The organism is Streptomyces odontomachi (assembly GCF_024435355.1).
Classification (GTDB): domain Bacteria; phylum Actinomycetota; class Actinomycetes; order Streptomycetales; family Streptomycetaceae; genus Streptomyces; species Streptomyces odontomachi.
The window spans coordinates 87,834-98,961 of sequence record NZ_JAMJWG010000030.1; the positions used below are offsets into that span (position 1 = coordinate 87,834).

The 11,128-nt window shown below is 71.5% G+C and carries 10 protein-coding genes; all 10 read right to left on the minus strand.

Annotation, left to right across the window (positions count from 1 at the left end; genetic code table 11):
* Positions 1–22: 22 nt before the first annotated feature.
* The 10 genes from NQO67_RS38915 to NQO67_RS38960 all read right to left on the minus strand — a co-directional run bounded on the left by NQO67_RS38915 (position 23) and on the right by NQO67_RS38960 (position 10,813).
* The gene (locus tag NQO67_RS38915; protein WP_255955222.1) at positions 23–1,480 is read right to left on the minus strand and encodes a menaquinone biosynthesis decarboxylase; all 1,458 of its coding nucleotides are present in this window, start codon (positions 1,478–1,480) and stop codon (positions 23–25) included.
* A gap of 855 nt (positions 1,481–2,335) precedes the next feature.
* Positions 2,336–2,725, minus strand: a complete 390-nt coding sequence (locus tag NQO67_RS38920) for a PLD nuclease N-terminal domain-containing protein (RefSeq protein ID WP_255955223.1) — start codon at positions 2,723–2,725, stop codon at positions 2,336–2,338.
* 100 nt (positions 2,726–2,825) lie between these two features.
* Positions 2,826–3,908 carry a c-type cytochrome biogenesis protein CcsB gene (ccsB, locus tag NQO67_RS38925; RefSeq protein WP_255955224.1) on the minus strand — a complete coding sequence of 361 codons (1,083 nt, stop codon included), beginning with the start codon at positions 3,906–3,908 and terminating at the stop codon, positions 2,826–2,828.
* Entirely contained in the window at positions 3,905–5,671 is a 1,767-nt protein-coding gene (gene resB / locus NQO67_RS38930) for a cytochrome c biogenesis protein ResB (RefSeq protein ID WP_255955225.1), read from the minus strand. Before resB ends, ccsB begins: the two co-directional genes overlap by 4 nt.
* Before the next feature lie 3 nt (positions 5,672–5,674).
* Entirely contained in the window at positions 5,675–6,412 is a 738-nt protein-coding gene (locus tag NQO67_RS38935; RefSeq protein ID WP_255955226.1) for a cytochrome c biogenesis CcdA family protein, read from the minus strand.
* A gap of 100 nt (positions 6,413–6,512) precedes the next feature.
* Positions 6,513–7,220 carry a TlpA family protein disulfide reductase gene (locus NQO67_RS38940; protein ID WP_255955227.1) on the minus strand — a complete coding sequence of 236 codons (708 nt, stop codon included), beginning with the start codon at positions 7,218–7,220 and terminating at the stop codon, positions 6,513–6,515.
* 121 nt (positions 7,221–7,341) lie between these two features.
* On the minus strand, positions 7,342–7,989 hold the full coding sequence (locus NQO67_RS38945) for a histidine phosphatase family protein (RefSeq protein ID WP_255955239.1): 648 nt from the start codon (positions 7,987–7,989) through the stop codon (positions 7,342–7,344).
* A 206-nt stretch (positions 7,990–8,195) separates the two neighbouring features.
* Entirely contained in the window at positions 8,196–9,521 is a 1,326-nt protein-coding gene (gene hemL / locus NQO67_RS38950; protein WP_255955228.1) for a glutamate-1-semialdehyde 2,1-aminomutase, read from the minus strand.
* 313 nt (positions 9,522–9,834) lie between these two features.
* Entirely contained in the window at positions 9,835–10,458 is a 624-nt protein-coding gene (locus NQO67_RS38955; protein WP_255955229.1) for a GPP34 family phosphoprotein, read from the minus strand.
* Positions 10,459–10,510: 52 nt separating this feature from the next.
* Positions 10,511–10,813, minus strand: a complete 303-nt coding sequence (locus tag NQO67_RS38960; RefSeq protein WP_255955230.1) for a muconolactone Delta-isomerase family protein — start codon at positions 10,811–10,813, stop codon at positions 10,511–10,513.
* Between the last annotated feature and the right edge of the window lie 315 nt (positions 10,814–11,128).

The following is an 11,128-nucleotide window of genomic DNA, read 5'->3' on the forward strand; positions in this document are numbered from 1 at the left end:
CCCCCTGCCGCAGCCGAGGGGTTCACAGCCCGTACTCCTTCCAACGGCGGTCCACGGTGGCCGCTGTTCGGGGGTCGCTCAGCACCATGTCCGGCCAGCCGCCGTCTCGGGTGTAGCCCTCTTCGGGCAGCTTCCGGGTGGCGTCGATACCCGCCTTGCCGCCCCAGAACTGCTGATACGAGGCGTGGTCGAGATGGTCGACCGGGCCCTCCACGACGGACAGGTCGCGGGAGTAGTCGGTGTTGCCGAGCGCGCGCCAGGCGACCTCGTGGAGGTCGTGCACGTCGCAGTCGGCGTCGACGACGACGATCAGCTTGGTCAACGACATCATGTGCGCGCCCCAGATGGCGTGCATCACCTTCTGGGCGTGCTTGGGGTAGCGCTTGTCGATCGACACGATGGCGCAGTTGTGGAAGCCGCCGGCCTCGGGCAGGTGGTAGTCGACGATGTCCGGAACGATGATCTTCAGCAGCGGCAGGAAGAACCGCTCCGTCGCACGCCCCAGCGGGCCGTCCTCCATCGGGGGCCGGCCGACGACGGTGGACTGGAGCAGCGGTCGACTGCGCATCGTGACGCAGTCGATGGTGAGCGCGGGGAAGGGTTCCTGGGGCGTGTAGAAACCGGTGTGGTCGCCGAACGGGCCCTCGGGGAGCATGACGCCCGGCTCCAGGTGGCCCTCCAGGACGACCTCGGCCTGTGCGGGCACCTGGAGCGGCAGGGTGCGGCAGTCCGTCATCTCGATGCGCTTGCCCTGGAGGAAGCCGGCGAAGAGGTACTCGTCGATGTCGCCCGGGAGCGGCGCGGTGGCCGCGTAGGTGACGGCCGGCGGGCAGCCGAAGGCGATCGCCACGGGCAGCGGCTCGCCGCGCCGGGCGGCCACCTGGTAGTGGTTGCGGCTGTCCTTGTGGATCTGCCAGTGCATGCCGATGGTGCGCTTGTCGTGGCGCTGGAGGCGGTAGAGGCCGAGGTTGCGGATTCCGGTGTCCGGGTCCTTGGTGTGCGTCAGGCCCAGGTTGAAGAAGGAGCCGCCGTCCTTCGGCCAGGTGAACAGCGCGGGCAGCCGGTTCAGGTCGACGTCGTCGCCGTGCAGCACGATCTCCTGGACGGGTGCGGTGCCCTGCTTCACCTTCTTCGGCGGCACGTGCGCCATCTGACCGAGCTTGCCGAAGGCTTCGCGCACGCCCGTGAAGCCGTGCGGCAGCTCGGGCTTGAGCAGCCCGCCGATCTTGTCGCTGATCTCCTCGTACGACTTCAGGCCGAGCGCCTTGAGGAGTCGGCGGTCGGTCCCGTAGACGTTCATAGCCAGCGGCATCGCCGAGCCCTTCACGTTCTCGAAGAGCAGCGCGGGCCCCTTGGCCTTCTGCACCCGGTCGACGATCTCGCCGACCTCCAGGTACGGGTCGACCTCGGCCTTGATGCGCTTCAGGTCGCCTTCGCGCTCCAGTGCCCTGAGCAGCGAGCGAAGATCGTCGTAAGCCATGGGGTCAAGTATCGCCGAGGGCATGCCGCCCCCTGCGCTGACCCCGGCGTGCCGCCGTTCCTCGCCCCCTGCGGTCGGCTGCCGGCCGGTGGTCCGGACGCGACGGAACCTGCCCCTCTGGGACGGTGACGACCCGACGGCCCCGTCGGGGCTCGTCGCGCAGTTCCCCGCGCCCCTAAAGAGCGCACTACATGTCCCGGCGGTCGACGGCCACCAGAAAGGGGCGCGGGGAACTGCGCGACTAACCCGCCACCAGCCGGTGGCCCGGACACGACAGAAACTGGCCCTCTGGGACGGTGACGACCCGACGGCCCCGTCGGGGCTCGTCGCGCCGTTCCCCGCGCCCCTAAAGAGGGCACTACGTGCCCCGGCGGTCGACGGCCACCAGAAAGGGGCGCGGGGAACTGCGCGAGCAACCCGCCACCAGCCGGTGGCCCGGACACGACAGAAACTGGCCCTCTGGGACGGTGGCGACCCGACGGCCCCGTCGGGGCTCGTCGCGCAGTTCCCCGCGCCCCTAAAGAGCGCACTACGTGCCCCGGCGGTCGACGGCCACCAGAAAGAGGCGCGGGGAACTGCGCGAGCAACCCACCACCAGCCGGTGGCCCGGACACGACTGGCCCTCTGGGACGGTGGCGACCCGACGGCCCCGTCGGGGCTCGTCGCGCCGTTCCCCGCGCCCCTAAAGAGGGCACTACGTGCCCTCAAACGCGCGGGTTCCCGAGGAGCGAGCCGAACGTGCCCTGGCGGTCAACGGCCACCCACCCAACAGGGGCGCGGGGAACTGCGCAAACAACCGCCACCAGCCGGTGGCCCGGGTGCGACGGGGGGACCCCGGAAACGGGTGAACGGGCGTCAGCCTGTTTCGTCGTTGCGTTCGCGGCGGCGGAGTTCCTCCTCACGCCGCCGCAGGTCCGCCTCCCAGTCCTTGAGGAGCGCCTCGTCCTTCTTGTTCTCTTCCCTGATGGACTTCAGGAACTCGGGGTTGTCATCGGGCGCAACCCACTCCGCACGATGGTTACGGTGCCACTCCGACGGTGTGGCACCGCCCGCGGGGACGCCACGGGACCTGCCCGCCACGAGCCAGGCGATCGGGCCGATCAGTACCTCGCCGAAGAGCAGGATGATGATGACCCAGACCACCTTGGGCAGGTGGCGCACCTCTTGTTCGGGGGTGTTCAGGCAGTCGATGAAGGCGTAGATCCACAGCGCGAGGACCAGCAGGAAGGGCAGATACCTGAGCATGGTGGTGGTCGGTCCCCCCAGCAGACGACGGTGGGCCGGGTGCGGCCCGGTGCGGCAGTCAGGTTAGCGGGTGGCCGCCCCGGGCCGGACGTCGTCCCGGTCACATACCGGAGTACGAGTGCTTGCCGGAGACGAAGATGTTGACGCCGTAGTAGTTGAACAGCCAGCAGCCGAAGGCGACCAGCGCGAGCATGGCAGCCTTGCGGCCCTTCCAGCCGGCCGTCGCGCGGGCGTGCAGGTAACAGGCGTAGGCGACCCAGGTGATGAAGGACCAGGTCTCCTTGGGGTCCCACTCCCAGTAGTGGCCCCAGGCGTCCCCGGCCCAGATGGCGCCGGCGATGATCGTGAAGGTCCACAGCGGGAAGACGGCAGCGTTCACCCGGTAGGCGAGCTTGTCGAGGGAGGCCGCGGCCGGCAGCCGCTCCAGGACCGAGGAGGCGAAGGTGCCCGGTCGGCCGCCGCCGGCCAGCTTGGTCTCGTAGCTGTCCCGGAAGAGGTACAGAAGGGTGGCGACGGCGCCGACGTAGAAGCAGGCGCCGCAGAAGATCGCGGTGGAGACGTGGATCCACAGCCAGTACGAGTGCAGCGCGGGCACCAGCTGGTCGCTGGCGGTGTACAGCACGGTGACGGCCAGGCCCAGGTCCAGCAGGACGGTGGTGACCAGCGGCAGGCCGAGCCAGCGCACGTTCTTCTTCAGCGCCAGCAGGCCCATGTAGACGGCGACGGCGACGGTGGAGAACGTGAGGTTGAACTCGTACATGTTGCCCCACGGCGCGCGCTCCACCGACAGCGCGCGGGTGAGGACACCGCCGGCCTCGATGAGCAGCGCGAGCAGCGTGAAGGACACCGCCATGCGCCCGTACAGGTCGCCCTGGGCGTCACCGCCGTGCGCCCCGGGACCGTCCGGCACGTCGCGGGTGCCGGCCGAGGAGCGGGTGACGACCTTCGGGCGCTCCAGGACGGCGGTGCCGCCCTGCCGCCTGACCTGCACGGCCGGTGCGGCCGGTGCGGCCGGTGCGGTCGCGGTGAGCGCGGCGGCGGTGCGGCCCACCCGGCTGCGGCTGCCGAGCAGCCACTCGCCGAGGTGGGCGAAGAAGGCCAGCATGTATACGGCCATGGACGAGTAGACCAGCACGTTGCTGGTGTGTGCCAGGTTCTCGTTGGTGGTGGCGGCGAGATTCACTTCTCAGCCCCTTCGGCAGTCACGGCGTGCGGGTCGGGGTCGGATTCGGGGGCGTCCGTGCTGCTCGGGACGCGGGCGTGTACCAGGCCGGCCAGGTCGCCCAGTTCTTCGGGGAGCCGGGCGGAGTCGCTGCGGCCGAGGCCGGCCATCTCCACGACGGAGCCTCCGTCGTCGCCCGGCGTGGCGCGCACCCAGACCCGGCGCCGCTGGATGAACAGCGAGCCGGCCAGGCCGGCGATCGCGGCGATCGCGCCGCCCAGCGCCCAGCCGCTGCCGGGGTCCTGGGCGATCGTGAAGCTGGCCCATTCCTTGAGGTCCTTGTCGAACGTGATCGAGCCTGCGCCACCCGGCAGTTTCATCGTCTGCCCGGGGTGCAGCCGCTTCTTGAGCAGCGCTCCCTTGGCGTCGGTGAACTTCGTCATGTGGGAGGTGTCGAGCTGGTACACGTTCTGCGGCAATCCGGCGTCCACCCCCAGGTCGCCGTGGTATCCCGACACCGCCAGTACCGGGGCGTCCGCGGCCGGGAACTGGGAGAACATCGTCCCCTTCCCGGCGCCCGCGAAGGTCGGCACGAAGAAGGCGTTGAAGCCGAGCTGCTCCTTCTTGCCGGCGGCGTTGTGGTAGCCGTCGAACACCTTGATCGCGCCCGAGGAGGTCTCGTTGGCGTCGATCGGCAGCAGCGGTGCGGGGTCGTGGAAGACGACCTTGCCGTTCCCGTCGCGCACGGTCACGACCGGGGCGTAGCCGTGGTTGACGAGGTAGACCTTGGCGCCGCCGATCTCCAGCGGCTTGTTGACCTCGATGGCGGCCTTCTTGGAGGTGCCGTAGGCGCCCGTGCTGTAGCTGATGTCCGCGCGGTAGGTGCGCGGGGTGCCGCGGTTGGGCCCGTTCCGTTCGAAGGTGCCGGTGAACTGGTGCAGGTCGAAGCTGAACGGTTCCAGGTCGCTGACGGAGAAGAGGTTCCCGGAGCGGAAGTCGTCGTACTGCGTGAGCGTGTTGGCGAAGCCGTCGCCCTCCACGATCAGGACGCTGCCCTCGGACTTGAACAGCTGCCCGACGGCGAAGGCGACCAGCATCACGATCAGGGCGATGTGGAAGATCAGGTTGCCGGCCTCGCGCAGGTAGCCCTTCTCCGACGCCACCGCGCCGTTCACCTCGTGGGTGCGGTAGCGGCGTCGCTTCAGGACGCTGCGCGCGGCCTCGCGTACCTGCTCGGGCGAGGCGTCGGTGCGCCAGGTGGTGTACGCGGGCAGCCGGTCCAGGCGTTTGGGGGCGCCCGGTGGACGGCCGCGCAGCTGGCCGATGAACTGCCAGGTGCGGGGCACGATGCAGCCGATGAGCGAGATGAACAGCAGGATGTAGATCGCCGAGAACCACACCGAGCTGTAGACGTGGAACAGCCCGAGCTTGTCGTACAGCGGCCCGAGGGTGGTGTGCGTCCGGTGGAAGTCCTGGACCTTCAGCTCGTTGGTGGACGTCTGCGGGATGAGCGAGCCGGGGATGGCGGCGAGGGAGAGCAGCAGGAGCAGCAGCAGCGCGACCCGCATCGAGGTCAGCTGCCGCCAGAACCACCGGCACCAGCCGATGACGCCGAGCGACGGCAGGGTGACCCCGGTGTCCTCCTCGGGCGCGGTGGACAGCTGCGATGAGGCGGCGGTCAGGTCGCTGGTGGCGGGGTCGGTACCCGTTTCGGACGGGGTCCCGGTCGCGTCGGTCCCGGACGAGGCCCCGGTCGCGTCGGTCGATGTCGTCGTCTTGCTCATCTGTCAGATCCCCACCGTGAAGCCGCCGGACCAGCCCTGCACCTGCTGCACGATGCCGTCCCACGCGCCGGTCAGCAGGAGGAGACCGGTCACGATCATCATGCCGCCGCCGATGCGCATCACCCACGCATAGTGCCGCTTGATCCAGCCGAACGCGCCGAGCGCCTTGCGGAACCCGACGGCGGCGAGCACGAACGGCACCCCGAGCCCGAGGCAGTAGGCGACGGCCAGCACGGCGCCGCGTCCCGCGCTGCCCTCGTTCACGGCGAGCAGGTTCACGGAGGTGAGGGTGGGGCCGAGGCAGGGCGTCCAGCCGATGCCGAACAGCACGCCGAGCACCGGCGCGCCCGCGAGGCCGGTCACCGGCCGGGTGTGGAAGCGGAACTCGCGCTGGGTGAGCCAGGGCATCAGGCCCAGGAAGAAGACACCCATGAGGATCATCAGCACGCCGAGGACCCGGGAGGAGACGTCCTGGTGGCTCAGCAGCGTCGCGCCGAACCCACCGAAGAGGGCACCGCCCGACACGAAGACGGCGGTGAAGCCGAGCACGAACAGCGCCGCTCCCGCGGCCATCCGCCCCCGCCGGGCCTCCGCGAGATCGGTGCCGCTGATGCCGGTGACGTACGACAGATAGCCGGGCACCAGCGGCAGCACGCACGGCGAGAAGAAGGAGACGAGTCCACCGAGCGCGGCGATCGGCAGGGCGAGCAGCAGGGCGCCGCTGTAGACGGTCTGGTTCATGGGCGGGTCCCCTCGCGGAGGGTGGCGCGCGGTGCGCCGCCGCACGGGGCCGGCCGACGGGTGCTGCGGGTGCTGCCGGGTGCCGGGAACGTCACGCGGATCACTTCTCCGCGACCAGCGGGTCGATCATCTTGCGCAGGTCGTGCACGCTCAGCGCCTTCAGGGAGCGGGCCGCGATGCGCCCCTTGCGGTCGAGGACGATCGTGGAAGGAATGGACTGCGGGTTCAGCGTGCCCTTGGGGAAGCGCAGCATCAGTTTGCCCGCCGGGTCGTACAGGCTCGGGTAGGGCATGTCGTAGTCCTGCTCGAAGGCACGGGCCGGGCCCTTGCTGCGGTCGCGGGTGTTGATCCCGACGAACTGCACGTCCTGTCCCGTCGTGTCCTTGGCCACCTTCGCGAAGTTCGGGGCCTCCGCGCGGCACGGCGGGCACCAGGACCCCCACATGTTCAGCACGACGACCTTGCCCCGGTAGGAGTCGACGTCGAGCTTCTTGCCGTCCAGGGTCTCGCCGTCGAGCTGCGGGCCGTCCTTGCGTTCCGCGGGCTTGACGGTGGAGATCCCGCCGGCGTCCGTGACGAAGCCGGTCTGCCCCGAGCCGCCGCTGGTGCCGCCGGAGGAGCACGCCGTCAGGGTCAGTGCGGTGGCCGCGGCCGCGACGGTGAGCAGGGCGGCACGGCTGCGAGGCGCACTTCGGCGGCGTGCGCGCAGCACGCGGGGGAAGCGGTGCGGAAGGCTGGAGCTCCCCCACTGCCCGACGGGCGTGGGGGCGCCCCCACCCAGTTCCTGGCGGCGCATCACGGCACTCATGTGAAAAGTTTCGCATGGCTGATTCATGGATCTTCCACACCCCCCTTTCCCCTGCAAAATCGCATTTCAAAGGGCATTCCGGGGCCCGGTGAACCGGTCTTGCGGCAGGCTTGTTCGCTCGTTAGGCCCCGAACGCCTTGCCCTGGCCCTTCACCGGCTTGGCGCCGGCCAGCAGATGGGCGGGGACGAGGTCGCGGGCGGGTTCGGTGTAGCCGACGGAGACCAGTTTGTCGCCGTGGTACGTGAAGCTCGTCAAGGACGCCAGCGTGCACTGCCGTCGGCGCGGGTCGTGCCACAGCCGGCGCTGCTCGACGAAGCTGCGCACGGTCCAGATCGGCAGCTGATGGCTGACGCACACCGCCTCGTGGCCGCGGGCGGCGTCCCGCGCGGCGGCCAGCGCGGCCAGCATCCGGTGGGCCTGCTCGATGTAGGGCTCACCCCAGGACGGCTTGAAGGGGTTGACGAGGAGCTTCCAGTTGGCCGGGCGGCGCAGGGCGCCGTCGCCGACGCCGAAGGTCTTGCCCTGGAAGGCGTTGGCCGCCTCGATCAGCTGCTCGTCGGTGGCCACGTCGACGCCCTGCGCCTTGGCGATCGGCGCCGCCGTCTCCTGCGCACGCTCCAGGGGCGAGGCGACGACGTACGTCACATCGCGGGGCGCGAGGTACGCGGCGACCCGGTCGGCCATCTGCCGGCCGAGTTCGGACAGATGGTAGCCGGGCAGCCGCCCGTACAGCAGGCCGTCCGGGTTGTGCACCTCACCGTGCCGCATCAGGTGGACGATGGTGCGCTCGCCGGGGACGGCCTCGTCCTCCAGCACGACGACGCCGGTGCGGGCGGCGGCCTCGTCCGGGTCCTGCCCGGGGGCGTGGTCCTGCGCGGTGTCGTTCTGCGCGCTCTCGTTCTCCGCGGTCTCGTTCTGCACGGTGGTGGTGCGCTCCTCGTGCGGCGTGCCGTCCTGCGGTGCCGTGGAGGCGCTCATGCGGTCGCCTCCGCTGCGGCGCGTGCGGCGGTGGGCAGGGCGGCGGCGATGCGTTCGACGGCGCGCTCGTCGTGGGCGGTCGACAGGAACCAGCACTCGAAGGCGGACGGCGGCAGGTACACGCCCTGCGCCAGCATCGCGTGGAAGAAGGCGGTGTACCGGAACGACTGCTGCGCCTTGGCGTCGTCGTAGCTGCGCACCTCGCGCCCGTCGACGTCGGTGAAGAACACGGAGAACATGTTCGTGGCGTTCTGCACGCGGTGCGCGACGCCCTCCTTGGCGAGCGCCTGCGAGACCAGGCCCCGCACCCCCTCGGCGACCCGGTCCAAGGTGGCGTACCGGGCGTCGTCCAGCAGGCGCAGTTGGGCGAGGCCGGCGGCGGCCGCGACCGGGTTCCCGGACAGCGTGCCCGCCTGGTACACGGGGCCGGCCGGCGCCAGCTTCTCCATCACGTCGGCGCGGCCGCCGAACGCAGCGGCGGGGAACCCACCACCCATGACCTTGCCGAAGGTCATCAGGTCGGGGCGCACCCCGTCGACGCCGTACCAGCCGGACCTCGAGGTGCGGAAGCCGGTCATCACCTCGTCGGAGACGTAGAGCGCGCCGTGGTCGTGGCAGAGCTGCCGCAGACCGGCGTTGAAGCCGTCCCCGGGCGGGACGCAGCCCATGTTGCCGGGGGACGCCTCGGTGATCAGGCAGGCGATCTCGTCGGGGTGCGCGGCGAACGCGGCACGGACCGCGTCCAGGTCGTTGTACGGCAGGACGAGCGTGTCGCCGGCCTGGGCGCCGGTGACCCCGGGGGTGTCCGGCAGGGCGAAGGTGGCGACGCCGGAGCCGGCGGCGGCGAGCAGCGCGTCGACGTGTCCGTGGTAGCAGCCGGCGAACTTGATCACCTTGCTGCGCCCGGTGAAGCCGCGGGCGAGACGGATGGCCGACATGGTGGCCTCGGTGCCGGAGGACACCAGGCGGACCTGCTCGACCGGCTCGACCCGGGCCACGATCTCCTCGGCGAGTGCCACCTCGCCCTCGCCGGGCGTGCCGAAGGACGTACCGCGGCGGGCGGCCTCCTGGACGGCGGCGAGCACCTCCGGGTGGGCGTGGCCGAGGATCATCGGCCCCCAGGAGCCGACCAGGTCGACGTACTCGCGGCCGTCGGCGTCGGTGAGGTACGGGCCGTTGCCGGACACCATGAAGCGGGGGGTACCGCCGACGGCACCGAAGGCGCGCACCGGGGAGTTGACGCCGCCCGGCGTCACCTGGGCCGCGCGGTCGAAGAGCCGCCGTGAGGCAGGTGCTTCGTACGGATATGGGGGTTTGCTCATGACCTGCGGCTTCCCGGATCTCCGAGGGACGACGGCTGACCTCCCCAGCCTAGGCCAGCGCCCGATACGGCCCGCGGCTGGCCGTGATCCCGGCGCCGAAGGCGCCTGAAAGGGGCGCGGGGCTGTGTCCGATGTGCTGCTCCGCTGTGCTGCTCCGCCGCGTGGGCGCGCCCGGCCACGACGCGACCCTGCGGGTCGGTGGGGGACCCTGCGGGTCGGTGGGGGCTGAGCGCGCAGTTCCCCGCGCCCCTGAAAAGGCGCCTTCGGCGCCACCCCCCGACGGCTGCCGTGCCATGACGCACGGCAGCCATCGTCATCCACCGGGGTCCCGCCAGATGTTGTCGTAGGCCGTCTGCTCGATGGCCCGGCGCTGCCGCTCGGCCTCCAGTTCCCGGACCGCGTCGTGGACGGTGGCGAGCACGGTGGCCATGTCGTCGTCGGCCACGTCCGGCGCTTGTGCGGCCCCCTCCTCGCCGACGCCGGCCGCCACGGCGAGCGCCGTCAGCACCGGCTCCCGCGCCGCCCAGCGGTCGGCTGCCCGGCGCCGGGTAGCGGAGTCGGCCAGTACCGCGGTGCCGGAGCGGAAGGGTGACCAGCGGCGCCGGCGCCGGGTGAGCTGCCCGTCGGCCTCCAGCGCGGCCAGATAGGCCCCGGCAAGACCGCGGCCCCGGCGCCACAGCCAGTCCTCGACGGATTCCTGCGGCGCCTCCCTGACCAGCGCGGAAGCAGCCTCGTCCAGCATGCCGTCCGTGATCGTGGGCCGGTACCCCGGCACGATGCGCTCGCCGTCCAGGTGGGCGGCCTCGGCACCGAGCAGGTCGACCAGTTCGGCTCCCGCGAGCGCCAGCGACATGTCGCCCCGCTCGACGGGACGGGCGGACTCCTCGTCCCTCGCTACGTCCATCGCGACGATCATCAGGTCTCGCGCTGTGGTCACGGAGAACTCCAGGTGGTCGGCTGGGCCGGCGGTGCGCCGGCGGGCGACCGGTTCAGGCCGCGGGCGCCGGCCGGCCCGGGTCGTTGGGGTGCGGTTCGACGGCGGTGACGACCGGGGTCATCCACGCGTGCAGCGGCAGCGTGCCGAGCACCTTCTCGCGCAGCTCGGCCTCGTTCGCCGCCCGCCACAGGCCGATGCTCCGCCGCTCGCCGACCGGGCGCCAGAGGCGGACCAGATGGCCGGCTTCGGCCAGCTCCTTCGCCCGGACCGCCTCGGCGGCGCGGCGCCGGTCGACCTCGGCGGGGTCGGTGCCCTCGGGGATGTCGGTGGTGATCTCCACCAGGAACTCGCGCATGCTTCCTCCCTCCGGTCCGACCGCGCACCGGCTTCGCCGCCCGGACAGGGACCGGAGCGCCGCATGTGCTTCCGGGTGCGCGGGGTGCGGCGACCGGAGGAGACGTCCTGCCCGGGGCCGCAGGTGGCCGGACCGCCGGACCGCCGGTGCCGCTCCCGGCCACGCCCAGCCGAGCCGGCCTGCCGCCAGCGTACGACCGGCCCGGCCGCGCCGCAGGCCGAGCGGGTGGCGAAAACGCGCGTCACCCGGGGCCGGCGGGCCCGCGCGTGCCCGGGCGGTGACTGCATGGCGACGGTCCCGTACTCCGCGAGTTGC

Excerpts from the sequence above, each read along its gene's own strand:
- NQO67_RS38915 (WP_255955222.1), bottom strand. The coding sequence starts at position 1,480 with ATGGCTTACGACGATCTTCGCTCGCTGCTCAGGGCACTGGAGCGCGAA.
- NQO67_RS38920 (WP_255955223.1), bottom strand. The coding sequence starts at position 2,725 with ATGCTCAGGTATCTGCCCTTCCTGCTGGTCCTCGCGCTGTGGATCTAC.
- resB (WP_255955225.1), bottom strand. The coding sequence starts at position 5,671 with ATGAGCAAGACGACGACATCGACCGACGCGACCGGGGCCTCGTCCGGG.
- NQO67_RS38935 (WP_255955226.1), bottom strand. The coding sequence starts at position 6,412 with ATGAACCAGACCGTCTACAGCGGCGCCCTGCTGCTCGCCCTGCCGATC.
- NQO67_RS38940 (WP_255955227.1), bottom strand. The coding sequence starts at position 7,220 with ATGAGTGCCGTGATGCGCCGCCAGGAACTGGGTGGGGGCGCCCCCACG.
- NQO67_RS38945 (WP_255955239.1), bottom strand. The coding sequence starts at position 7,989 with ATGCGGCACGGTGAGGTGCACAACCCGGACGGCCTGCTGTACGGGCGG.
- hemL (WP_255955228.1), bottom strand. The coding sequence starts at position 9,521 with ATGAGCAAACCCCCATATCCGTACGAAGCACCTGCCTCACGGCGGCTC.
- NQO67_RS38960 (WP_255955230.1), bottom strand. The coding sequence starts at position 10,813 with ATGCGCGAGTTCCTGGTGGAGATCACCACCGACATCCCCGAGGGCACC.